The organism is Acidocella sp. (genome assembly GCF_052326845.1).
Lineage (GTDB): Bacteria > Pseudomonadota > Alphaproteobacteria > Acetobacterales > Acetobacteraceae > Acidocella.
This window is the reverse complement of record NZ_JBKQJR010000045.1, coordinates 1-21,952: the sequence shown is the minus strand read 5'-3', so window position 1 is coordinate 21,952 and position 21,952 is coordinate 1. Positions and strand designations below refer to the sequence as shown.

General features: G+C 65.4%; 21 protein-coding genes and 1 pseudogene. 9 read left to right on the top strand and 13 right to left on the bottom strand.

Annotated elements, in window-relative coordinates:
* Nucleotides 1–167 precede the first annotated feature (167 nt).
* Both ACLPJJ_RS03110 and ACLPJJ_RS03105 read right to left on the bottom strand, forming a co-directional pair.
* Nucleotides 168–1,595 carry a hypothetical protein gene (locus tag ACLPJJ_RS03110; RefSeq protein ID WP_443589382.1) on the bottom strand — a complete coding sequence of 476 codons (1,428 nt, stop codon included), beginning with the start codon at nt 1,593–1,595 and terminating at the stop codon, nt 168–170.
* Between the two features lie 429 nt (nt 1,596–2,024).
* Nucleotides 2,025–3,788 (bottom strand): chloride channel protein, encoded by a 1,764-nt coding sequence (locus ACLPJJ_RS03105; protein WP_443589381.1) that lies wholly within the window; start codon nt 3,786–3,788, stop codon nt 2,025–2,027.
* 42 nt (nt 3,789–3,830) lie between these two features.
* Between ACLPJJ_RS03105 and rsmA the strand changes: the two genes are divergently transcribed.
* On the top strand, nt 3,831–4,667 hold the full coding sequence (gene rsmA, locus ACLPJJ_RS03100; RefSeq protein ID WP_443589379.1) for a 16S rRNA (adenine(1518)-N(6)/adenine(1519)-N(6))-dimethyltransferase RsmA: 837 nt from the start codon (nt 3,831–3,833) through the stop codon (nt 4,665–4,667).
* On the opposite strand, the gene ftsY is transcribed toward rsmA, so the two are convergent.
* The 3 genes from ftsY to ACLPJJ_RS03085 are packed head-to-tail and all read right to left on the bottom strand — an operon-like array spanning nt 4,664 to nt 7,492.
* Nucleotides 4,664–5,587 (bottom strand): signal recognition particle-docking protein FtsY, encoded by a 924-nt coding sequence (gene ftsY, locus ACLPJJ_RS03095; protein WP_443589377.1) that lies wholly within the window; start codon nt 5,585–5,587, stop codon nt 4,664–4,666. The genes rsmA and ftsY overlap by 4 nt on opposite strands.
* Before the next feature lie 3 nt (nt 5,588–5,590).
* Nucleotides 5,591–6,412, bottom strand: coding sequence for a diaminopimelate epimerase (dapF, locus tag ACLPJJ_RS03090; protein WP_443589375.1), 822 nt, complete (start codon nt 6,410–6,412; stop codon nt 5,591–5,593).
* A gap of 42 nt (nt 6,413–6,454) precedes the next feature.
* Nucleotides 6,455–7,492: a rod shape-determining protein gene (locus ACLPJJ_RS03085; RefSeq protein ID WP_443589373.1), complete on the bottom strand. Its 1,038-nt coding sequence runs from the start codon at nt 7,490–7,492 to the stop codon at nt 6,455–6,457.
* A 193-nt stretch (nt 7,493–7,685) separates the two neighbouring features.
* On the opposite strand from ACLPJJ_RS03085, the gene ACLPJJ_RS03080 reads away from it, so the two are divergent.
* Complete coding sequence (locus ACLPJJ_RS03080) at nt 7,686–7,934, top strand: YMGG-like glycine zipper-containing protein (protein WP_443589371.1); 249 nt, start codon at nt 7,686–7,688, stop codon at nt 7,932–7,934.
* A 107-nt stretch (nt 7,935–8,041) separates the two neighbouring features.
* Nucleotides 8,042–8,278 (top strand): YMGG-like glycine zipper-containing protein, encoded by a 237-nt coding sequence (locus tag ACLPJJ_RS03075; protein ID WP_443589369.1) that lies wholly within the window; start codon nt 8,042–8,044, stop codon nt 8,276–8,278.
* Nucleotides 8,279–8,329: 51 nt separating this feature from the next.
* On the opposite strand, the gene htpG is transcribed toward ACLPJJ_RS03075, so the two are convergent.
* Nucleotides 8,330–10,117, bottom strand: a complete 1,788-nt coding sequence (gene htpG, locus ACLPJJ_RS03070) for a molecular chaperone HtpG (protein WP_443589367.1) — start codon at nt 10,115–10,117, stop codon at nt 8,330–8,332.
* Nucleotides 10,118–10,182: 65 nt separating this feature from the next.
* On the opposite strand from htpG, the gene ACLPJJ_RS03065 reads away from it, so the two are divergent.
* Nucleotides 10,183–10,710, top strand: coding sequence for a hypothetical protein (locus ACLPJJ_RS03065; protein ID WP_443589365.1), 528 nt, complete (start codon nt 10,183–10,185; stop codon nt 10,708–10,710).
* Between the two features lie 3 nt (nt 10,711–10,713).
* Here the strand turns inward: ACLPJJ_RS03065 and ACLPJJ_RS03060 are convergent, their stop codons facing one another.
* A complete protein-coding gene (locus ACLPJJ_RS03060; protein WP_443589364.1) occupies nt 10,714–11,613 on the bottom strand; it encodes a slipin family protein in 900 nt (299 codons plus the stop codon).
* A 15-nt stretch (nt 11,614–11,628) separates the two neighbouring features.
* Entirely contained in the window at nt 11,629–12,078 is a 450-nt protein-coding gene (locus ACLPJJ_RS03055; protein WP_443589362.1) for a MaoC family dehydratase, read from the bottom strand.
* A 44-nt stretch (nt 12,079–12,122) separates the two neighbouring features.
* Between ACLPJJ_RS03055 and ACLPJJ_RS03050 the strand changes: the two genes are divergently transcribed.
* Nucleotides 12,123–13,361 carry a DNA recombination protein RmuC gene (locus ACLPJJ_RS03050; RefSeq protein WP_443589360.1) on the top strand — a complete coding sequence of 413 codons (1,239 nt, stop codon included), beginning with the start codon at nt 12,123–12,125 and terminating at the stop codon, nt 13,359–13,361.
* Nucleotides 13,362–13,590: 229 nt separating this feature from the next.
* The gene (locus tag ACLPJJ_RS03045) at nt 13,591–14,091 is read left to right on the top strand and encodes an SCO family protein (protein WP_443589358.1); all 501 of its coding nucleotides are present in this window, start codon (nt 13,591–13,593) and stop codon (nt 14,089–14,091) included.
* Between the two features lie 2 nt (nt 14,092–14,093).
* Here ACLPJJ_RS03045 and ACLPJJ_RS03040 read toward each other — a convergent pair whose 3' ends face one another.
* Entirely contained in the window at nt 14,094–16,376 is a 2,283-nt protein-coding gene (locus tag ACLPJJ_RS03040) for a mechanosensitive ion channel domain-containing protein (protein WP_443589357.1), read from the bottom strand.
* 36 nt (nt 16,377–16,412) lie between these two features.
* Here ACLPJJ_RS03040 and ACLPJJ_RS03035 point away from each other — a divergent pair, with 36 nt between their 5' ends.
* Together ACLPJJ_RS03035 and alkB are read left to right on the top strand one after the other, a co-directional pair.
* A complete protein-coding gene (locus tag ACLPJJ_RS03035; protein WP_443589356.1) occupies nt 16,413–16,601 on the top strand; it encodes an HIG1 domain-containing protein in 189 nt (62 codons plus the stop codon).
* Between the two features lie 6 nt (nt 16,602–16,607).
* A complete protein-coding gene (gene alkB, locus ACLPJJ_RS03030) occupies nt 16,608–17,231 on the top strand; it encodes a DNA oxidative demethylase AlkB (RefSeq protein ID WP_443589354.1) in 624 nt (207 codons plus the stop codon).
* A gap of 42 nt (nt 17,232–17,273) precedes the next feature.
* On the opposite strand, the gene ACLPJJ_RS03025 is transcribed toward alkB, so the two are convergent.
* The 4 genes from ACLPJJ_RS03025 to ACLPJJ_RS03010 are packed head-to-tail and all read right to left on the bottom strand — an operon-like array spanning nt 17,274 to nt 21,754.
* On the bottom strand, nt 17,274–18,671 hold the full coding sequence (locus ACLPJJ_RS03025) for an APC family permease (RefSeq protein WP_443589353.1): 1,398 nt from the start codon (nt 18,669–18,671) through the stop codon (nt 17,274–17,276).
* Between the two features lie 16 nt (nt 18,672–18,687).
* Complete coding sequence (gene aguA / locus ACLPJJ_RS03020; RefSeq protein ID WP_443589352.1) at nt 18,688–19,773, bottom strand: agmatine deiminase; 1,086 nt, start codon at nt 19,771–19,773, stop codon at nt 18,688–18,690.
* On the bottom strand, nt 19,770–20,663 hold the full coding sequence (gene aguB, locus ACLPJJ_RS03015; protein ID WP_443589351.1) for an N-carbamoylputrescine amidase: 894 nt from the start codon (nt 20,661–20,663) through the stop codon (nt 19,770–19,772). Before aguB ends, aguA begins: the two co-directional genes overlap by 4 nt.
* Nucleotides 20,660–21,754, bottom strand: a complete 1,095-nt coding sequence (locus ACLPJJ_RS03010; RefSeq protein ID WP_443589350.1) for a glutamine synthetase family protein — start codon at nt 21,752–21,754, stop codon at nt 20,660–20,662. The genes aguB and ACLPJJ_RS03010 overlap by 4 nt, the downstream gene beginning before the upstream one ends.
* On the opposite strand from ACLPJJ_RS03010, the pseudogene ACLPJJ_RS03005 reads away from it, so the two are divergent.
* Nucleotides 21,735–21,952: pseudogene (locus ACLPJJ_RS03005) on the top strand (glutamine synthetase family protein); the annotation flags it as partial. The gene ACLPJJ_RS03010 and the pseudogene ACLPJJ_RS03005 sit on opposite strands and share 20 nt — an antisense overlap.

Sequence of the window (21,952 nt, the reverse complement as noted above, 5' to 3'; positions counted from 1 at the left end):
ATCCACGCTTCCTCCCCACGGTCGGTCACCCTTCCGCAGTTGCGCTTCACTTCGCTCGCTGTGACCAGCTTACGATGGGACTTCCACCCACAAGAATGCGCCCATGCTGGGCGCACACAAAAAACCCGCCATGCGCACGCAAGGCGGGTTTTTCTGAGCCAGATGCCTTAGGTGTGACCGATAGCCGTAATGCCGCCGGGCAGGGTGGTGGAGAAGACGTCAGAGACCTTAACGCCCTTGAGCAGGATCGTCGTCCCGTCGTTGAGGTAGACATCCGTGCCTCCGCCAACGCCACCCGCTGCTTGGATGCTGTAGATCGACTTATCGCTCGCGGCCTTCAGGGTCGAATCGACCAGGAAGATTACGCTGTTGGCGGCGCCGAAATTGGTGATGGTCAGCGTGCTGCCGCCCGTGGTGAAGCTGCCGGCGATGTCGTACAGGTTGGTCGACCCGGCAACGGTTGAGCCCGTGAGAGTCTCACCAAGGGTGTTGCCGATGATGAAGGACTGCAGGCCGGAACCGTTGGTGGAAGCGATTCCGGAGGTCGTGACGTGGCCGACACCGACAGAGTCAAGGCCGATCTGGAACACGTTGTTGCCGGAGCCATTGGCGCCGATCAGCGTTTCGATGCCAGTGCCGCCGATCAGGTTGTTCGACGCGCCATTGCCGATCAGGATGTCACCCGTGCCGCCGCCCTGCAGCGTAACCGCGCCGGTGCCGCCAACCAGCGAGTTGTTGCCGGCGCGGCCGCCAACATACAAGCCACCGCCGGCGCCCGCGTTCACGGTGACGGAGTTGACGCCATATGCGGCGGAGAAGACCGTCTGAGCCTGGGTGGAGTTGTTGATGAAGTCCAGGGTACTCGAACCCTGAATGAAATGCACGCCGACTTTCGCATTGTCGCTGGCCGTCACGGTCGCATTGTCGGAACCGCCGATGAACACCGTGGTGGTGGCGTTACCTTCGGCATTGACGAGTTCCTTACCGCCGACACCGTTGAAGGTGACGGTGTCCTTGCCCGCGCTGTACACTGTGTCGTTGACGTTCGCGGCGGACACGTAGATGGAGTCGCGGCCACCCGCGGCAAAGATGGAGGATGAACCGCCACCGGTCTGGTTGTAGGTGACATTGCTGTCGGCACCGAACAGAGCGAACTTGGTGGTGCCGTTACCCGTGAGGGTCACGTCGCCGGGAGCTTGCACCACAAGGTCGGTAACGCCGGTGGAGACCTTGTAGGCGCCGCTCACGCTGCTGCCGGTAACTTTGCCGTTGCTGTTGGTATTCGTGAGCTCCTCGAAGGAGCCGGAAGCATGCTTCTCAGTCTTCTTGAAGTCGCGACCGTCAGCATGGTCGTTATGCTCACCGGAAGCATGCCTCTCAGTCTTCTTGAAGTCGCGACCGCCAGCAATGTCGTTATTCTCGAAGGAATAGGTGCCCCCCTGAATTGAGTCGCTCAGGGAGACCAGGTAATTCTCTAGGAGATGATTGAGCGACCCCGTGGTCGAGGTATTACCCGGAAAGCTCGAAGGTATAGAAACAATTCCAGAGTGGGAATTGAACGCACCACCAATCGTAAGCGTAGCTCCAGCCGTCATGAGAGTTCCCCGTTAGTTAGCAGCCCTGACGGTTGGTTTATCTTGCGCAGTGCAGCAAACACAATAAAAAACAGATCCTAGAATTATTGAATTTTCGTCATATTATACAACAGACAATCAAAATAATTCATAAATAATCCAAACTAGGATAATTTACCTTGATTGTTTATTTATTAGATTTGATTATTATTTTTAGTCTTTTAATTTAGCTTTAATTTAAAATGACTAACAGTATGGGCTTAGATTCTCAAAAAAGACAATAAAACCGGCACATATAGCCTTGTGTCCTGACCTTTATGACCGCCTAATCGTCAAAATCACCAGCATATGTGATACATCTACCGAAATCAGTACGATATCGGTACCATTCCGCAATGATGCGCGACCAGTTTCACTTGTGCCTTATCTGGACCAAGGGTTGCCTTGCCATTACTCGCCGGACATCTCCTTGCGCCGCCTGTCCAATTCTTCACTATAGCGGCGCAGGGCGTATTGCTCGGTCAGCAGACCGAGAATCTGGCGGGTTTCGGGTCCGTCCACCACGGCCAGCGCGTCGGCTTCCGCCGCCTCGAATGCGGCCAGGGCCTCCTTCACGTTCATCCCCGGCAGCAGGAAATGCGTCTGGAGGTGCAAGATAGCCCCCACGGTCAGACTTTCCCCAGTCATCGCGGCGGCTTCGGCAGGGTAGGCGATGCCCATATAGCGGCCAGCCTCATCCGTGACCACCGCGCGCGGAGTGGCGCCCAGCGGCACGTCCTGCCGGAAGGCGGCCAGGCTCATCCGCGCCTGCACCGAGACGGTGGTGGGCCGCATCATCCGCCCGACAGTGAGGCTGTGGATCCAGCCGACATCCACGGCCGAGCGGATGTTCTCGCCGCGCAGATGGAAGCGCCAGGTGGCGAAGGAGTAGCCGAACAGCCGGCGCACGGTGATGGTGGCGGCGATGGAGGCCGCCAGCACCGCCATGGTCACGGCGAAGTTCTGCGTGCTCTCCAGCGCCAGGAAGGTCATTGTCAGCGGCCCGCCGACGATGGCGGTGGCCAGTCCGCTCATGCCCACCACGGCGTAGAAGCCGGCGGGCATGTAGCTCACGAAGGGCAGGACGCCGCAAATACCGGCGAACACCTTGCCGAACAGCGCGCCCAGGAACAGCGAGGCGAAGAACAGGCCGCCGCGGAATCCAGCACCGATGGAGAAAGCGGAGGCAACCGCCTTGGCAATCAGCACCCCGAATACAACGAAGAAGGGGAAGCTGACATCTATATAAGCATGCAGGGCCGAATGGCCGGAGGACATGGCCTTGGGCGTGATGATGCCAAGTAGCCCCACCACCAGCCCCCCCAGCAGCGGCCGCGCCCAAAGCGGGATGCGCGAGCGGCGGAAAGCCGTCTCCACCAGCGTGACCCCGCGCATGATGGCAATGCCGGCGATGCCGCAGGCAACCCCCTCGATCAGCACGATGCCGTATTCGTCATGCGGCACGTTCAGCGGCAGCACCACGTTGAGCGGCGGCGAGGCAAAGCCCAGGATCTGCACGGTGAGCGTGCCTGCAAGTGCTGCGAGCACGACGAAGGGCAAGGTGGCGATGGAGTAGATGCCGATGACCAGCTCGATGCCGTAAAACGCGCCGCAGAGCGGGGCGTTGAAGGCGCCGCCGATGGCCGCAGCCGCGCCGCAGCCCACCAGCACGCGCAGATCGTTGCGCCGTAGCCGGAAAATCTGCCCGGCCCAGGAGGCAATGCCCGAACCGAGCTGGGCGTAGCCCGCCTCCATGCCGACGGACGCGCCAACGCCGTTGGACCAGGCCGTCTGCGCCGCGACGATGAGCGAGTCCCTGAGCGACATGCGCCCGCCATAGAGGGCGTTGGCCTCGATCGGGTCGATGAGGTTGTGCGACCGCAGCCGCGCCAGCAGAGCCATGGTCAGCCCCAGCACCAGCCCGCCCAGCGACGGCACGAGCAAAGCGCGCCCCGGGTCCAGGCTCTTGGACTCCGAGAGCCCCTGCCCCGGCGCCAGATGAAACAGCACCGTGTGCATGAGCAAAGTGATAGAGTTGATCAGCACGACGCCGAACCCGCCGCATATGCCAACCACCGTGGCCAGCAGCGCCAGCCAGACTTCGTCCGCCCGCACCAGAGCGCGTAGCAGCTTTGGCGCCTGCAAAAGCGATAAGGTTGCGGAACGGTCGCTCACGCCCTCACTGTTGCCATGGCGCGGCATGGGCTAACAAGCGCCATGCCGGTTTTTTCTGCACCTCCGCCGCCGTTGCGGGAGATTATCAAACACTTCGACCTCCGGGCCGACAAATCGCTCGGCCAGCACTTCCTGCTGGACCCGGATCTGCTGGCGCGCATCGCCGCCGCGGCGGGGGACCTTGCAGGCGTGAACGCGGTGGAAGTCGGCCCCGGCCCGGGCGGGCTAACCCGCGCGCTGCTGGACACCAAGGCGGCGCATGTCACGGCCATTGAGTACGACCCGCGCGCCGTAGCGGCGATCACGGCGCTGGCGGGACTGACGGATCGGCTCACGATCATCCATGCCGACGCAATGAAGGCGGACATCCCCGCGCTGGTGCCGGCGCCGCGCGCCATCGTCGCCAACCTGCCCTACAATATTGGCACGCTGCTGCTCGTGCGCTGGCTGCAACAGGCGGCGCAATTCCAGTCGATGACGCTGATGTTCCAGCTGGAGGTGGCGGAGCGCGTCTGCGCCGCACCTGATACCAGCGCCTATGGGCGGATTTCCGTGCTCAGCCAGTGGCTGTGCGACGTGACGATGCAGATGCACATCCCGGCCGGGGCTTTCGCGCCGCCGCCCAAGGTGGAGTCGGCCCTGGTGCGGCTGGTGCCCAAGCCCGAGCAGCCCTCGCGCCAGGAGCTGCGCGCCATGGAGCGGCTGACCGCGGCCGCCTTCGGGCAGCGGCGCAAGATGCTGCGCGGGGCGTTGAAGAGCCTGGGCGGGGTGGAGTTGCTGGAGGCGGCGGGGATCGACCCACAACGCCGGGCAGAGACGCTGAGCGTGGCGGAGTTCGAGACGCTGATGCGGGCTTTGCTAACGAGGGAAGCCTCTTAAGCCTCGCCCACCAGCGCCTTGCCGAACTCGTCCGCATCAAACTCGCGCAGATCGTCGATCTGCTCGCCCGTGCCCACGGCATGGATCGGCAGGCCGTATTTCTCCGCCAGCGCAACCACGATGCCGCCGCGCGCCGAGCCGTCCAGCTTGGTCACGATCAGCCCGCTGAGATCCACCATGTCCTTGAAAATGCCCACCTGAGTCACCGCGTTCTGGCCGGTGGTGGCGTCCAGCGTCAGCAGCGTGGCGTGCGGGGCGGTGGGGTCGAGCTTACGGATCACGCGGATGATCTTGCGCAACTCCTCCATCAGCGCTGTCTTGTTGTGCAGGCGGCCGGCGGTGTCGATGAGCAGCACGTCCGCGCCGATCTTCTGCGCGCGGGAGAGCGCGTCATGCGCCAGCGAGGCCGGGTCGGTATTGGCGGGCGCCGTCACCACCTCCACGCCGGAGCGCGCGCCCCAGACCTGCAATTGCTCCACCGCCGCCGCGCGGAAGGTGTCGCCAGCCGCGAGCACGCAAGTGAGCCCCGCCTGCTTGTAGCGCGACGCGAGCTTGCCGATGGTCGTGGTCTTGCCCGCGCCGTTCACGCCGGTCATCAGGATGACGTAAGGCTTGTGGCTCCGGTCGATCTCCAGCGGTTTGGCCACCGGGGCGAGGATCTTGCCGATCTCGCCGCCCAGCGTCTCGCGGATCTCCTCGGCGGTGACTTCCTTGCCGAAGCGTGTGGAGCGGAAACTCTTGATGACGCGCGCGGCCACGGCGGTGCCGAGATCGGCGGCGATCAGCTGCTCCTCCAGCTCCTCCAGCGCCTCGTCATCCAGCTTGCGCTTGGTGAAGACGGCGGCGATGTTTCCGGTAAGCTTGGCGGCGCTGCGGGACAGCCCGGATTTGAGCCGGGAGAAAAAAGAAGAAACAGCCATTTGTTACACCAGATCCGGCAATTCGCCCGCGAAGGCGGTTTCAGCAGGGCCGCGCATCAGCACATGCCCATTCCCAGCCCAGGTGATCAGCAGCTCCCCGCCATCCATCACTACCGTCGCCTGGCGGCCCGTCAGCCCGCGCCGGTTCGCGTTCACCAGCGCCGCGCAGGCGCCGGAGCCGCAGGCCAGCGTCAGCCCAGCACCTCGCTCCCACACCCGCAGGCGGATGCGGCTCGGGCTTTCGACATGGGCGAAGCCGATATTGGCGCGCTCGGGGAACAGCCGGTGCGTCTCCAGCTTCGGCCCGATCAGCTCGATCGGCAGATGCGCGAAGCCATCGACGAAGAAGGTGGCGTGCGGGTTGCCCATGGAGCAGGCGGCGGGGTCGGTGGCCGGGCCGAGCGCCAGTTGCAAATGCAGCGTGTCCGCCGGGCCGGAAAGCGGGATGTCCCCCCATTCCAGCAGCGGCGTGCCCATATCCACCTCGACCAGCCCGGGGCCGAGAATTTCCGCTTCCAACAGGCCGAACATGGTGCGGATCGTCACCCGGCGCGCGCCGGATTCCTCGGCCAACAATGCGGCGACACAGCGCGTGGCGTTGCCGCAGGCGCCGCTCTCCGAGCCGTCGGCGTTCAGGATGCGCATGAAGGCGTCCGCCCCGGCCTCGTCGGGCTCGATAATGACCAGCTGGTCGCAGCCCACGCCACGGCGGCGGTCGGCAATATGACGGATGGCGGCGGCGGAGAGGTTCAGCTTCGTGGTGCGGGCATCGAGCACCACGAAATCGTTCCCCGCGCCCTGCATTTTCAGGAAAGGAAGCGGCATGGCGGCAAATTAGCGCGCCACGCCCAAGCCGGCAAACCGGGGTTAATACATTGAAGAGGTGACGGAGCGGAGGTGGCGCTCCTCCAGCGCGCGGCCAGTGCCCAGCGCCACGCATTGCAGCGGGTTCTCGGCCACCATCACCGGCAGGCCGGTGGCAACGCGCAGCACCTCGTCCAGCCGGTGCAGCAGGGCGCCGCCGCCGGAGAGCATGATGCCCTTGTCGACGATATCCGCCGCCAGCTCCGGCGGGCAGTTCTCCAGCGCCACCTTGATCGCCTCGACAATCTGCCCGACCGGTTCGGCCAGGCTCTCGGCGATCTGGCGTTGCGTCACGGTCACTTCGCGCGGCACGCCGTTGATCAGGTCGCGGCCCTTCACGAAGCGGGACGGACCATCATCGTTTCTGTCCATCCAGGCGGCGCCGATATCCATCTTGATCCGCTCGGCCGAGCTTTCGCCGATCAGCAGGTTGAAGGCGCGGCGGATGTAGGAAATGATCCCCTCGTCCATCTTGTCGCCACCCACGCGCACGGAACGGGCATAGACGATGCCGCCCAGCGAGATCACCGCAACCTCGGTGGTGCCGCCGCCGATATCGACGATCATGGAGCCCGAGGGCTCGGTGACGGGCAGGTTGGCGCCGATCGCGGCGGCCATCGGCTCCTCGATCAGCAGCACCTGGCGGGCGCCGGCGGATTCGGCGGATTCCTGGATGGCGCGGCGCTCGACGGCCGTGGAGCCGGAAGGCACGCAGATGATGATCAGCGGCGAGGCATAGCCGCGGCGGTTATGCACCTTGCGGATGAAGTGCTTGATCATCTCCTCCGCCACCTCGAAATCGGCGATCACGCCGTCGCGCAGCGGGCGGATGGCCTGGATATTACCGGGGGTGCGGCCGAGCATCAGCTTCGCATCCTCGCCCACGGCGAGAACCTGCTTGCGGCCCTTGATCTCCTGCATGGCCACCACGGAAGGTTCCGCCAGCACGATGCCACGGCCCTTCACGTAAACCAGCGTGTTCGCGGTGCCGAGATCGATCGCCATGTCGGCAGACATCAAGCCGAGAAGTTTGGAAAACATCAAAAACCCTTCCTGAGGCAGACCCGCCGCCGTGCCGGGCCTTGCCGCGAAATCCCAAGAGATGCAGCGCCCATCGCGCCTTCTGGGCTGGGCTTACAGCCCGCGCCGCCGTGGAGCAAGCCTGAAATATGCCATTCAATCGCCGCAATTCCTGGTCCATAGGGGAATCTCAACTACGACGAGGTATGATGCCATGAAAGCCAAACCCATGCCTGCAATCCTGATGGTGGCGTGCCTTGGCCTCGCCGGCTGCGGCTACTCTCCTGGAGCCCGCGCCTTATCCGGCGGCGCCATCGGCGCGGGCGCCGGCGCCATTATCGGTACTGTGACGGGCATCGGCCCGGGCGCGGGCGCTGCCATCGGCGGCGGCGTTGGCGCGGTGGCCGGGGCGGCCATCAGTTCCAACACCCTGAACCTTGGGAAGCCGCTTGTCGGCGAATAACGGTGGGATGAAGAAATCGTCATTCCCTGGCGCCATCGGGGAACGTGGGTTGAATTCCTGCCTCAGGTAGGGGACACCCCCCGCGGACAACCTACTGGAGATTAAAGATGTCTCGTAAATTCCTGGCCGGCTTGGCGCTGGCCTCCTCCCTTCTCGGCCTCGCCGCCTGCGGCAACACCGCTGGCGAGCGCGCCCTCTCCGGCGGCGCCATCGGTGCGGGTGCGGGCGCCATCATCGGCTCCGTCACGGGCATGGGCGCCGGTACCGGCGCCCTCGTCGGCGGTGCCGCCGGTGCCGTGACCGGTGCCGCCACCAACAAGCACCAGATCAACCTCGGGAGCTAACCCCCGGGAGCGAACGGCAACGGAAGGGGGGCCAAAAGCCCCCCTTTTTTGTTACACTCCGGCGATGGCAGCAGCCACCTGCTTTACAAACGCCGACGGATCCTCGGGCAGATCGCCTTCCTGAAGTTTCGCCAGATCGAGCAGCAGACCGGCCTCGGTGGCGATGCCCTCCCGCCCGGCCAGCACCTGCACCAGCTTGTGGCCGGGGTTGATCTCCAGCTTCGGCGGTAGGCCGAACACCGGCCGCCCGGCCCGGCGCAGCAGGCGCTGCATGGCAAGGTCCGGCCCGCCCTCGGCTGCCACCAGCATGGCGGGGCTGTCCTGCAACCTTGTTGAGGCGACAACGCCCGACACCTTGCCCTCCAGCGCCTTGGCCAGCTTCTCGCACAGGGCCTTGATCTCATCCCCTGCCTCGGCGGCAGCGAAGAGCGACCCGGCCTGGGACACGCTGGTGAGCTTCTTCTCCTTGTACGTGCCGAGGCGGCCCGGCCAGAACGCGTCGATCGGGTCGGGGAGCAGCAGCACCTCAAACCCCTTGGCGGCGAAGCCTTCGAGCTGCGGCGAGGTCTTCAGATGCGCGGCATCTCCGGCGAGGTAGTAGATCGCCTCCTGCCCTTCCGGCATGCGGGCGATGTACTCGTCCAGCGTCGTCGCCTCCTCCCTGGTGGAAGCAAAGCGCAGCAGTGCTGCGATATCCGCCGCGTGGCCGGTGTCCTCGTAGATGCCTTCCTTCAGCACCCCGCCGAAATTCTCCAGGAAGGTCTTGAACGCCTCAGGCTCCTTGGCCTTGGCCTTCATCTCGGAGAGCACGCGGTTGGCCAGCGCCTTGCGGATCTTGTCCAGCACCGGGGTGGATTGCAGGATCTCGCGGCTGACGTTCAGCGGCAAATCCTCGGTATCCACCACGCCAGCGACAAAGGAGAGCCAGTGCGGCAGCAGCTCGGCCTGGTCGGTGATGAACATCCGCTTCACGTGGAGCCGCACCTTGGACTCCCGCGTGTCCTCGACCGGCATGAACGGCTTGGAGGACGGAATGAACAGCAGCGCCGAGAATTCCAGCGTGCCTTCCGCCCGCCAGTGGATCGTCGCCCAGGGTTCGTCGAACTGGTGCGCCACGTGGCGGTAGAAATCGGCGTACTCCTCCGCCGTGATCTCGCTCTTGGGCCGACGCCACAGCGCCTTGCCTTCCGTCACGGGCTCGAACTTGCCGTCCTCCTCAAGCTCGATCGGCAGGGCGATATGGTCGGCCCATTTGCGGATGATGGTTTTTATCCGCAGCGGCTCCAGGAATTCCTCGGCATCCGGCTTGACGTGCAGCAGGATGGTGGTGCCTGGCGCCTCGCGGGTCGCGGATTTCAGCGTGTACTGGCCCTTGCCGTCGGAGGCCCATTCCCAGGCCTCATCATGCCCGGCCTTGCGGGAGACCACTTCCACCTTATCCGCCACCATGAAGGCGGAGTAGAAGCCGACGCCGAACTGACCGATCAGGCTGGGGCGGTCCTCCGGCTTCTTCTCGGCCAGGGCGCTGGTGAAGGCGGCGGTGCCGGAGCGGGCGATGGTGCCCAGATGGTCCGCCAGCTCCTCCTTGGTCATGCCGATGCCGGAGTCCTCGATGCGGATGGTCTGGGCCTGCTTGTCCACCGAGATGCGGATGGCCGGGTTTTCCGGCAGGGCCAGCGCCTCGTCCGAGAGGGCCAGGAAGCGGCGCTTATCCGTGGCATCCGCCGCGTTGGCGACCAGCTCGCGCAGGAAGATCTCGCGGTCCGAGTAGAGCGAATGCACCACCAGGTCGAGCAGACGGCCAACCTCGGTGCCAAAATTGCGTGTTTCTTCAGTCATGCGGTCCTCTTGGTTGTGGCCGGTAATCTATAAAAACTGGGCCGTCTCTCCAAGAGGGCGGTGCCATGTTGGCAGTTGGCGGGGGCGCTGGTATCTGGCGGGCCAGCAACCAGTTTCCGGAGTTCCACATGGCCGCCAACGCTACCTTCACCCGCCTCAACCGGGCCGATCTCGGCGGGCTCGTCGCCGCCGCACAGGATGGCGACCCGCGGGCGCTCGCCAATTTCCTGGCCGAAACCGGGACCTCCGTGGCGGAGTATGACGGCGATGCGGACATCTTCGCGGTGCTGCTGCCGATCCTGGCCGATGACTACGACATAGACCTGGAAACCAGCGAGAATGCCACCCTGGCCGATATCGCCGAGGCGACCGACACGCTGGTCTTCATCCTCACCCAGGACGACAAGGACCGCTATCAGGAGACGCTCCACCCCGACAATTTCGAGGCGGAGGAGCTGGCCGAATTGTACGAGGACTTCACCGAGGAAGAGGCCGACGGTGCTGGCGAAGCCATGCTGGCCGCCATCGCCACCCTGCACCAGGCACTGGGCGAGACCGACGGCGAGCATGTCGTCGTCGTCACCGCCGCGTAAAACTCAGGCGTTCGGCACCGAGCCCGGCGCCGCCGGGGTGAAGGACGGCGCCACCACGGGAGGCGGCGCGTCCGGGTTGTTGACGTTCAGCGCGATGGAAGCGCCGAGCGCGTTAGCCATGCCGGTGGGAACCAGAATGGTCACGCCGCGATCCTTGTTCATGTCGTAGATCAGGCCCATCTGCCTGATCTGCAGCGCCACCGGGTTGCTGGCGTAGATGTGCGAGGCACTGGCGATCTGCTCCGCGATGGCGACTTCGGCGCTGGCCAGCGTCACGCGCGCCTGTTTCTCCTTCTCGGCCTGGGCGTTGCGGCTCATCGCGTCGTTCAGCTCGGGCGGGATCTTCACGTCGCGGATCTCCACGGCGATGTCGCCAATTCCCCAGCCCTCCGATTTCTTGCGGATCAGGGCTTGCAGTTTCTCGTCCATCGCCTCGCGGTTGGCGAGGATGTCGTTCAGCGTGGTGGCGGAGATGACCTCACGCAAGGATGTCTGCGCCACCTGGGCGATCATGTTGCGGTAATCGGTGAGTTCGGTGGCGGCGCGCTTCACGTCCTGCACGCGCCAGAACATGATGGAGTCCATGGTCACCGAAACGGCGTCCGCTGTCAGCGTGTCCTCGGCCGAGATGCGGGTGGATTGGCGCCGGGTATCGACCACCGTGTACACGTTCTCGAAGGCCGGAATGAGGAAATACAGCCCCGGTCCGCGCACCCCGGCAAAACGCCCGAGGAACAGCACCACCGCGCGCTCCCATTCGGCGCAGGTGCGCAGCGCGAGCCCGAGGACGACACCGATGAGGATCAGCGCCCCGCCAATCACCGGCTGATCGAGGAAATAGGCGGTCGCGGCGCCGATGGCGATGAAGAAGAAGGCGATGATCGTAACGGCACTGCTGTTCATGGAGGAGGCCCTTTTTCACTCATTGCGTTTGGGAACGATAACAGAGGCGCTCATTTCCTGCACGGTCTCATCATGTTGATTGATCGTGACAAATTTATTCGTCACGATTCCGTAACCGTGGCGGGTGTCGCTGTCCCGGCAGGCGAGCACCTCGAGGCGCAGGCGCAGGGAATCGCCGGGGCGTACGGGTTTACGCCATTTCAGAAATTCAAAGCCGAGCCCCAGCGTGCGGGGGGCGGGATTGTAGAAGCCGGAGGTGAGCGTCAGCCGCATGGTCAGGCTGGCGGTATGCCAGCCGCTGGCGATGAGGCCGCCGGTGATGGCCTGCGCGGCCTGCGGGTCGGTATGCATCGGCTGCGGATCGAATTTCTGCGCGAAATCGATGATCTCCGCCTCCGTGACCTGTATGGGCTGGGTTTCAAAGGCCTGGCCGGGCTGAAAATCCTCATAATATTGATAATCCATTGTGCGCCTCCCTGCGACTCGGTTTTGTTGAGTAGTTTGCTAGCATGAACGATGAACTGTTGCTCTTGGTTTTTGCGGTGCTCGCGGCGGGACTGGCCGCGGTTTTCGCGGGCCTCGCCTGGCAGGCGGCGCTGAGCGCGCCCCAGCGCCTGGGGCTGGCGCTGGACAAGCTGCTGGCCGGCAACCGCGGAGAGGCGGAGACGACGCGCGCCTACCTCGCCGCGACGGAAGGGCGGCTGACCGCCGCGATCCAGGCCGGAACGACCGACGCGCTGTCACGTGCTTTCGAGCAGATCGGCGCCGCTACCCAGAACGTGGCCAGCACCGTGGATGGGCTGCGCCGCCAGGCAGCGGAGGACGCGCAGAAGACCATCGCGCTGCTGGAAACGCGGCTGACCACCATCCAGACCTCGGTGAACGAGAAGCTGCACGAGGCGGTGGAGCAGCAGATGACCGCCAGCTTCGCCCGGGTGCTTGAACAGTTTGCACAAGTGCAGCAGGCGATGGGCGAGGTGCAGTCCGCCGCGGCGCAGATTGGCGACCTCAAGCGCATCTTCTCCAACGTGAAGACCCGCGGCGGCTGGGGCGAGGCGCAGCTCGGCGCCATGCTGGAACAGGTGCTGCCCCCCGGCGCGTTCGAGCGCAATTTCGCGCTGAAGGACGGCACGCGCGAGCGTGTGGATTTCGCGCTGCGCATGCCGGCGCGGGAGAAGCTCTGGCTGCCGGTGGATTCCAAATTCCCGACCGAGGATTACGAGCGGCTGTTGCTGGCAGCCGAGGCGGCGGACGCCGAGGCCGAGCGCGCGGCGCGCGAGGGCATCGCCGTGCGGGTGCGGCTGGAGGCGAAGAAGATCCGCGAAAAATACATCTCTCCGCCGGAGACCGTGGATTTCGGCGTGATGTACCTGCCGAGCGACGGGCTGTTCGCCGAAGTGGCGCGCATCCCCGGGCTGATCGACGATGTGCGGGCGAAGGAGAAGGTGATCATCCTCGGCCCGACGCTGCTGCCCGCCATGCTGCAGACCATCCATCTCGGCCATATCACGCTGGACCTGGAACAGCGGGCCGGGGAGATCGGCAAGCTGCTCGGCGCCACGCGCGGGGAAATGGTGAAGATGGACGATGTGCTGGCCAAGCTCGCCGCCAACGCCTCCGCCATGAGCAACAATATCGAGAAGGCTCGGGTGCGCACCAGGGCGGTGAGCCGCGTGCTGCGCACGGTGGAGATGGTGGAGGGACAAGCGGCACAGACCCTGCTGGGGCTGGAGGCCGAGGAGGAGTGAGAGATTGTTCGTAAATCCTACTCTGGCGGCCGCCTGGAGGCGATTTGCTGCGCTCCGGTGCTCACGTACTGCAAGTACGCTCCGCTCCGGTGCTCGAAAATCACCCCCAAGCGCCTCACCAGAGCGAATTTCCAAACAATCTCTACACCCGCACCGCCGCGCGTTTCTCGCCCTGCCCTTTCTGGCCCTGGCCGGGTGCCATCACGACCTCTCGCCGCAGGATGTGAGCGTGCGCGGGCTGGTACCGCCCCTCGCCTTCACCATGACCGACGCCGCCACGGGCAAGACCGTGACAGAGGCGGATTTCAGGGGCGCGGTGACGCTGCTCTATTTCGGCTACACCCACTGCCCGGATGTCTGCCCGGCGACGCTGTATAATCTCCAGCGCATCCAAACCCGCATGGGTGCGGCGGCGGCCAAGGTGAGGGTCTTGTTCGTGACGGTGGACCCGGACCGCGACACGCCTTCCCTGCTGGCGCAATACACGGCGCTGTTCGGCGCCAATATGACCGGCCTACGCGGCACTGCCGACCAGCTCTACGCCCTGGCGCGGCGCTACCGCGTGGTGTTCTCGGTGAGCAAAACGCCCACCTACTCCGTCACCCACTCCGCGGCGGTGTATGTGTTCAACGCCAAGGGCCAGCCGGAATTCATCATCGCAGGGCTGGACACGCCGCAGCCGGACCTCGACGGCATCGCCCGCGACCTGCGCGACGTGGCCTCGGAATAGCCTTACGGCTGCGAGGACAGGCCCAGCAGCGCCTGGCGGTTATAGGGGATCTCGATCCCCTCCTCGGCGAAGCGGTTCAGCACACGGGCGTAGAACTCCCGCCGCACGGCCCAGTGCTGGCCCGGGCCGGTGCGGATCTGCCCCGTGATAACCAGCCCGAGCTGGCCGAACTCGTCCAGCCCGAAGATCTGCAGGTCGTCGCGGATCATCGCGCCCCATTTCTTGTCCGCGCGCATGGCCTTGGAAATGTCCCGCAGCACCGTGAAAACGCGCTCGATATCCTCGCGGTAGCCAACAGTGACGGAGATCTGCGCGTAGCTGAAATCGCGCGTCATGTTGGTGACGGTGGTAACGGAGGAGAACGGGATGATGTTCACCGAGCCATCGGAGCCGCGCAGGCGGATGGTGCGGATGGAGAGCCGCTCGACCGTGCCGCTCATGCCGCCGAGGGAGACGTTATCCCCCACCTGCATGGCGTCCTCCAGCAGCAGGAACAGCCCGGTGATGACATCCTGCACCAGCTTCTGGCTGCCGAAGCCCACCGCGATGCCGGCGACGCCCGAAACTGCGAGCAGCCCGGTGGCGTTGACGCCGATTTCGGTCAGACAGATGAAGAAGGCAACCAGGAAGATGATGGTGCCGATGGTGGCACGCAGCATCGGCGCGAGCGTGCGCAGCCGGGCCGATTGGCGGGTGCGGTCCTGCGCGAGGAGGCGCTCGACATGCCCATGCAGCAGGATGTTGGCCGCCTCCCACAGGGTGAGCGACACGGCGATGGTGACGATGATGGAGACCAGCGCGCCGAGCAGGTTACGGCTCAGCGGATCGGCCAGCAGATAGCCGAACGGATTCATCCCCCAGCCCTGAAAAATGAAGAGCAGCGCCAGCACGCCGATGAAACCGTGGATAAGCGCCCGGATCAGCGGGTGATAGGCATGCACCCGCGCGGCGAGCAACGGATGCCGCACATGGCGGGAGGTGACCGGGTTGGGGAAGGCGCGCTCCAGCAGCAGCGCGCTGCCCAGCCAGGCAAGGCGCCCGAGCAGCAGCGCCGCCGCCACCACCAGCACCGCGCGCAGCAATACGATGAAGGCATTCTGCACCCCGCCCGCCAGGGCGACCCATAGCGCCAGCACATAGAACAGCGCCAAATAATGCCATATGCCGCCCAGGCGCTGGCGCATCCCGGCGAACACGCCCTCGGCCCCCGGCGGCCCGGCGAGCCAGCGCCCCACCAGATGCCGGCTCTGCCAGATGCTGACCGCGACCTCGAGGTGCAAAACCAGGGCGAAGAGCCGCCCCAGCACGTCCGCGCCGTCCTGCGTCAGGCCGAGGATTTCCGCCACCGCGATCAGGCTGTAGCCCACAAACCCCGTGGCCAGCAGCAGGAAACCACGGCGCATGATGGCCTGGGCTCGCAGGCCGGGCATAGTGATGAGGCGCAGCGGAGGAACGGAGGGGGCGACGAGCAGGCGCAGAACCTCCTGCGCCAGACGGCAGGCCAGATAAATGTTGCCGATGCCGGTGACGGCCAGATGCGCCGGGCGGCCGTTCAGCACGCCATCCGAAATGAGCAGTTGCAGCGCCACGGCGAAGCCGACGAGCGGCAGCAGCGCCAGGATGAAGCGCAGCAGCGCAAACGCCAGGCGCCGCACCCAGGCCAGCGCCGAGACACCGCGGCTGGGGCGCTTTTCCAGCTCGCCGGCCTCGGCATCGGCCAAGCCCTGCTCGTCCTGGTCCGGCAGGAATTCCGCCGTCCTGGGCTGGGCGTATTGCGCGCAGAGCGCGGCGGGGCGGCGCAGGAAGAGGCGGATTGCCGCCTCCAGCGCCAAGCTGGGCAGCAGCGCGAACAGCAGGCCAAGGCCGATGGCCCCGGCATTGGCGAGGCGCTGCGGCGTGGTGGCGAAGCTCTCCAGCCAGAGCAGCACCGGGGTGAAGCGGGTGGAGCGGCGCACCGCGCCGGCCACGTCGCCGAAGGTCTGCTGGGCCTCGCTGCCGATCGCGCTGGCGATGGAGAAGCCCAGCGTATCCGTGCCGAAGGGCGTGGCGCCGGTATTATCCGCCGTGGCGGCGGGCGCGGCGCTGGTCAACGCCGCCAGCGGCGAACCGGGAATGATGGCGGGGGCAGAACTCTTGGCTGGCGCCGGGGCGGCGGGCACGGCCACCGGCGAGTGGCTCTGCGCCAGGGCGCCGGAACCAAGGCTAAGAGCGAGCAGAAAGGTGAGAACGGGGGCGAAGCGCATGCCGGGAAGTGAGGTGGGATTGGCGGGGAAGTCAACCGGCATGGTGGGCAAAGCGGCGGTCGCGTCTATATAAGTGACATGAAGATGTTCCTCCTGGGCCTGCTGGCGCTCGACATGCTGGCCGTTGTCGCGGTGATGCTGGCCGGGGCGCTGGGCATGGCCAACCCGGCGCGCGACCCGCGCCGTTCCAACCTGCTGATGCGCTGGCGCGTGATCCTGCAAGGCGTGGCAGTGGCGCTGGTGGTGGCGCTGATGCTCGCCGGATAAGGCCCCGTGACCCCGGACCTGTTCGGCGCCGCGCCGCCAGGGCTGACATATCTGCCTGGTTTCGCACTGGCCGAGGAGGCGGCGCTGATCGCCGCGGCGCTGGACGTGGCGGCGGCCGCCCCCTTGCGCGTGATGTCCACACCCGGCGGGCGGAAGATGTCCGCCGCGATGACCAATTGCGGCGCGGCGGGCTGGGTGAGCGATGCGCGCGGTTACCGCTACGAGCGGCACGACCCGCTGACCGGCCGCCTTTGGCCGGAGATGCCCAAGTTGTTCGTGAAGCTGGCCCAGGCCGCCGCAGCCGAGGCGGGGTTCGCCGGGTTCAGCCCGGATGTGTGCCTGATCAACCGCTACGAGCCGGGCGCGAAAATGGCGCTGCACCAGGACAGGGACGAGGCGGATTTTTCCGCGCCCATCGTCTCCGTTTCACTGGGGCTGCCCGCGGTATTCCTGTGGGGCGGGGCAAAGCGCACGGACAAGCCGGCGCGGCTGACGCTGCACAGCGGCGACGTGGTGGCGTGGGGCGGGACCACGCGGTTGAATTTTCATGGCGTGGCGCCGCTGCGCCCGGGCCGCCATGCGCTGCTCGGCGCCGTGCGGCTGAACCTGACCTTCCGGAGGGCTTTGTAAAAGAAACCGGGGCCTCGCGGCCCCGGTTTGATGACGCGAGGCTTATTCCTCGGCCAGGATGTCAGCCACGCGCGTGCCGTAGCCGGAAGGCCGGTAGAACAGGATGCCGATGACCAGGCCGCCAATCCCCACGACCTTCACCGTGGTGTTGTAGGTGGAGAGCGCGTAAAGGCCGAGCACGAACAGCGTGAGCGCGCTGAGCGCCGGGAACACCACGTACTGCACCGAACCCCAGAACGAGGTCTTCAGGCTGTCCCTGTACACCCAGGCGCAAACCAGCCCGGCCAAGCCGTAATAGTAGCAGACCTGCACGGCGATCGCGCTCACCGAGTCCGAGAGGATGGTGGCGATGGACGGCAGGAAGCTGGAGACGAAGATCATCACCAGCCCCACCGCCAGCAGCAGGTACATGGTGCGCACCGGGGTGACCGTCCGCTCACTCACCTGGCCGAAATAGGGCGGCAGCGCGCGGTCCCGCCCCATGGCGAATAGGGTGCGGGAGAATTGTAGCATCGTGGTTTCCAGCGTCGCGATGCTGGAGAGCACCAAAGCCAGCGTCGCGGCCAGCGTGCCGGCCGTGCCGAGGCCCGCCGCCTGCGCCACATGGACGATCAGATTGTCGGAAAAGCCGGAAGCGGTGGCCAGCGTGAACATCATCAGCGCCGCGACCGTGAAGGCGACGAACGAGGCGATGGTGACGAAGATGCTGAGGAACCCGCCCTGGCCCGCCGCGTTATATTCGTGGCCTTTGGTTTCCTCGGCGAGATTGCTGGTGACGTCCCACCCCCAGTACAGGAACACGACGATGAGCGCGGACGAGGCAAAAGTGCCCGCCGGGTAGTTGAAGCCGAACCAGGACCAGCTGAAGGACGAAACCGCCCCCCCCACGCCGGTATGGACGAACGCGGCAATCGAGACGATCAGCAGGATGCCAAGCTCGATGGTGCTCATCACCACCTGGACCTTGCTGGTCAGCTCGATGCCGGCGATGAGCACCAGACCGATGACGACAAACCACACCGCGCCGATGATGGTCGTCAGCCACACATTGTTCGCCAACGACGCGTCGCACAAATGTATAACGGACGCGAAGTCGATCGTTGCGGTACCGAGCGGCACGGAGCCGGTAACCATGAACACCATGGAGGCAATGAGCAGCGCCCAACCGGAGAAATAGCCAAAAAATCCGCCAAACACGGATTTGGTCCATTCATAGGCAGCACCGGCGTTCGCCATCTTGGCCGAGAGCCCCTTATACGCCACGGCAATGCCAAGCATGGGAACGGCAAAGATCAGCAGCGCATTGGGCGACACCTTGCCCGACGCCGCCAGCAGCCCCGAAATCGCCACCGCGATGGAAAACGCGGGCGCGGAACCCGCTATGCCCATGATGATGGATTCGAAAAACGATAAGGCGTCAGCTTTCAGTTTCGTACTCATTCCATTCCCTTTTTGCTTAGTTTTTGTTCGCTGGCTGCTGCTGGGTTATGCAATGGATATTGCCTCCCCCGAGCAGAATTTCACGCGCTGGCACCATCACAATCTCCCGCTCTGGAAACACCCGGGCCAGCACCATCGCCGCCGCACTATCGGTTTCCACGCCAAAGGACGGTGCAATTATCGCGCCATTCGCGATGTAGAAATTCACGTATGAAGCAGCCATGCGTTCGCCGGCGGCGCGGCTCATGCCGCTCGCCGTGGCATCCACACCCGCCGCCTCTTCCTCAGTGATAAACATCGGCGTGGGCATGGGAATCCGCTCCACGGCAAGCTCGCGCCCCTGCGCGTCGCGCGCGCCCAGCAGGCGCGCCTCGGCATCGCGGCTCACGGCGTAATGCGGATCGGCGGGGTCGTCGCACCAGGTGAGCAGCACCACGCCGGGGCGGACGAAGCAGGCGAGATTGTCGACATGCCCGTCCGTCTCATCGCCCGGCACGCCCTGGCCCAGCCAGATGACATGCGAGGCGCCGAGATAATCCTTGAGCATCCGCTCCATGTCCTGGCGCGCGATGCCCTCGTTGCGGTTCTCGTTCAGCACGCATTGCTCGGCCACGAGCACGGTGCCTTCGCCATCCACGTGGATCGCCCCGCCCTCGGTGACGAAAGGCGCGCGGAAGCGCCGGGCGCGCTCGATCCCCAAAATCTTGCCCGCCACCTGGTCGTCGAGATCCCAGGGGAAATACAGCCCGCCCTTCAAACCGCCCCAGGCGTTGAACGGCCAGTCCGCCCCGGCCACCTCGCCCGCTGGCCCGAGCAGGAAGCTCGGCCCGACATCGCGCGCCCAGGAATCGTTCGTGCTGACCTCGATCACCCGCACAGCACCCGGCAGCATCGCCCGCGCATGCGCGTATTGCCGCCCGCTCACCAGCATCGTTACCGGCTCGAAGCGCACGATCGCGCTCGCCACCGCGGTGAAGGCGCGCTGCGCCGGCTTTGCCCCCAGCCGCCAGTTATCCGGACGTTCGGGCCAGATCATCCAGCACCCGGCATGAGGCGCCCATTCCGCCGGCATGGCAAAACCCGCCGCGCGTGGTGTCGTCACGATTTCACGGCCTGGTGGCACGTCTTGCCATCCAGCGTGAGCAGCGGCGTGTACAGCTCGGGCCGGCGGTCGCGGAACACGCCCCAGGAGGCGCGGGTGCGGGCGATCTCGTCGAGGTCGAAGCTGGCGGTGAGGATCGTCTCATCCGTGCGGTTGGCTTCCGCCACCTTGGCGCCGGTGTGGTCGGTGATGAAGGACGAGCCGTAGAAGGTGATCTCGGTGCCCCGGCACCCTGGCTCGGTGCCGATGCGGTTGGAGGCGATGAGCGGCGTGAGATTCGCCGCGGCATGGCCCTGCATGGTGCGCTGCCAATGGCCGCTGGAGTCCAGCGTGGGGTCCTGCGGCTCGGAGCCGATGGCGGTGGGGTAGAACAGCAGCTCCGCGCCCTGCAGCGCCATCGCCCGCGCGCATTCGGGGAACCACTGGTCCCAGCAGATGCCGACGCCGATCTTCGCGTATTTCGTCTGCCAGACCTTGAAGCCGGTATCGCCGGGGGAGAAGTAGAACTTCTCGGAATAGCCGGGCCCGTCCGGGATGTGCGACTTGCGGTAATGGCCGAGCACCTCGCCGCCCGCATCCACAATCACCACCGTATTGAACCGGCTCTGCCCGGCGCGCTCAAACACCGAGACGGGCAGCACCACGTTCAGCTCCCGCGCCAGCGCCTGAAACCGCTTCACCGCCGGGTTTTCCTCCAGCGGTGTGGCGAGTGCCAGAAACTCGTACATCTGGTCCTGGCAGAAATAGGGGCTCTCGAACAATTCCTGGATCAGGATGACCTGCGCGCCCTTCGCCGCCGCGGCGCGGATGAGCTTTTCCGCCCGCGCGATGTTCTCATGCGCGTTCGGGGTGCAGGCCATCTGCGTGGCCGCGACGGTGACCTTGCTCATGCGTTTTTCAGGTAGGCGTCGTATTCGACATCGGAAATACGCTTACGCATCTCGCTAATCTCCTGGCGTTTGCATGCGGTGAACAGACGCTGGAAGTCTGCCCCGAAGATATTGGCGATCGCCGCGGATTCCGCAAATTTTGCAACCGCGCCGGACCAGGCGATGGGCAGCGGCGGGGCGTGCGGGCTGCGTTGCTGGCCGAAGGTTTCCGGGCCCGGATCTGCCTTGGTCTCAAGCCCCAGCAGCGCCGAGCCGAGCAGCGAGGCAAAGGAGAGATACGGGTTGCAGTCCGCCCCGGCAACACGATGCTCGATGCGCGCAGCCGCCGGGTCGGCGGTGATGACGCGCACCGCCGCCATGCGGTTGTCATGCCCCCAGTCGCCATAGGTGGGCGCGTGCACGCCCGGAGCAAAGCGCCGGTAGGAATTGGCATGCGGCGCCAGGGTGAGCATGGTGTCCGGCATGGCGTGGATGATGCCGCCCAGCGCATGGTACAACCTCTCCGAGCCGCGCTCCGGCGTGCCGGTGAAGATGTTCTGGCCGATGGCATCGAGGATCGACATGTGCACATGCATGCCGCTGCCCGCGCAATGGCCATAGGGCTTGGCCATGAAGGTGGCGGTGAGGCCGTGCTTGCGCGCAATCTCCTTGATGCTGCGCTTGAACATGGTGGCATTATCGGCCACGCGCAGCGCATCGGTGTTATATTTCAGCGTCACTTCGAACTGGCCGGGGCCGTTCTCGGAGATCAGCGACTCGATCTCGATGCCCTGGATGCGCGCGGTCGCCATCATCTCGCGCAGGATCGGCTCGTATTCCCGGATTTCTCCGAGACCCACGGCATCCACCTGCCAGCCGCGCCAGCCGGACTCATCGGCGCCGCGCGGGGCGATCTTCAGCCCGCCATGATGCCCGCTATTATCGACGAGGTAGAATTCCAGCTCCACGCCGAGCGCCGGGGTGAGGCCAGCGGCCTTGAAACGCTCCAGCACACGGGCCAGCACGCCGCGCGGGTCGAGGTAGAAATAGCTGCCATCGGCCTCGCGCATCGTCATCAGCGCCTGGGCGGTGTTGCCCTCCGCCCAGGGCATGCGCGTGATGGTGTGCGAGGCCGATGGCAGCTATTTCTACCTGGACCCGCGCGGCGTGCTGGCCCGCGTGCTGGAGCGCTTCCAGGCGGTGGGGCTCACCCCGGCGCTGGGCGTGGAGCTGGAATTCTACCTGGTCGATGCCGGGCACCATGGCGGCTTAAAGATCGCCCCGCGCGGCGCCGATGAATCCGGCTGGCG

What these genes read in the sequence shown, in the direction of transcription:
- ACLPJJ_RS03110 (WP_443589382.1), bottom strand. Translation starts at nt 1,595, where the DNA reads ATGACGGCTGGAGCTACGCTTACGATTGGTGGTGCGTTCAATTCCCAC.
- rsmA (WP_443589379.1), top strand. Translation starts at nt 3,831, where the DNA reads ATGCCGGTTTTTTCTGCACCTCCGCCGCCGTTGCGGGAGATTATCAAA.
- ftsY (WP_443589377.1), bottom strand. Translation starts at nt 5,587, where the DNA reads ATGGCTGTTTCTTCTTTTTTCTCCCGGCTCAAATCCGGGCTGTCCCGC.
- dapF (WP_443589375.1), bottom strand. Translation starts at nt 6,412, where the DNA reads ATGCCGCTTCCTTTCCTGAAAATGCAGGGCGCGGGGAACGATTTCGTG.
- ACLPJJ_RS03085 (WP_443589373.1), bottom strand. Translation starts at nt 7,492, where the DNA reads ATGTTTTCCAAACTTCTCGGCTTGATGTCTGCCGACATGGCGATCGAT.
- ACLPJJ_RS03080 (WP_443589371.1), top strand. Translation starts at nt 7,686, where the DNA reads ATGAAAGCCAAACCCATGCCTGCAATCCTGATGGTGGCGTGCCTTGGC.
- ACLPJJ_RS03075 (WP_443589369.1), top strand. Translation starts at nt 8,042, where the DNA reads ATGTCTCGTAAATTCCTGGCCGGCTTGGCGCTGGCCTCCTCCCTTCTC.
- htpG (WP_443589367.1), bottom strand. Translation starts at nt 10,117, where the DNA reads ATGACTGAAGAAACACGCAATTTTGGCACCGAGGTTGGCCGTCTGCTC.
- ACLPJJ_RS03065 (WP_443589365.1), top strand. Translation starts at nt 10,183, where the DNA reads ATGTTGGCAGTTGGCGGGGGCGCTGGTATCTGGCGGGCCAGCAACCAG.
- ACLPJJ_RS03060 (WP_443589364.1), bottom strand. Translation starts at nt 11,613, where the DNA reads ATGAACAGCAGTGCCGTTACGATCATCGCCTTCTTCTTCATCGCCATC.
- ACLPJJ_RS03055 (WP_443589362.1), bottom strand. Translation starts at nt 12,078, where the DNA reads ATGGATTATCAATATTATGAGGATTTTCAGCCCGGCCAGGCCTTTGAA.
- ACLPJJ_RS03050 (WP_443589360.1), top strand. Translation starts at nt 12,123, where the DNA reads ATGAACGATGAACTGTTGCTCTTGGTTTTTGCGGTGCTCGCGGCGGGA.
- ACLPJJ_RS03040 (WP_443589357.1), bottom strand. Translation starts at nt 16,376, where the DNA reads ATGCCGGTTGACTTCCCCGCCAATCCCACCTCACTTCCCGGCATGCGC.
- ACLPJJ_RS03035 (WP_443589356.1), top strand. Translation starts at nt 16,413, where the DNA reads ATGAAGATGTTCCTCCTGGGCCTGCTGGCGCTCGACATGCTGGCCGTT.
- ACLPJJ_RS03025 (WP_443589353.1), bottom strand. Translation starts at nt 18,671, where the DNA reads ATGAGTACGAAACTGAAAGCTGACGCCTTATCGTTTTTCGAATCCATC.
- aguB (WP_443589351.1), bottom strand. Translation starts at nt 20,663, where the DNA reads ATGAGCAAGGTCACCGTCGCGGCCACGCAGATGGCCTGCACCCCGAAC.
- ACLPJJ_RS03010 (WP_443589350.1), bottom strand. Translation starts at nt 21,754, where the DNA reads ATGCCCTGGGCGGAGGGCAACACCGCCCAGGCGCTGATGACGATGCGC.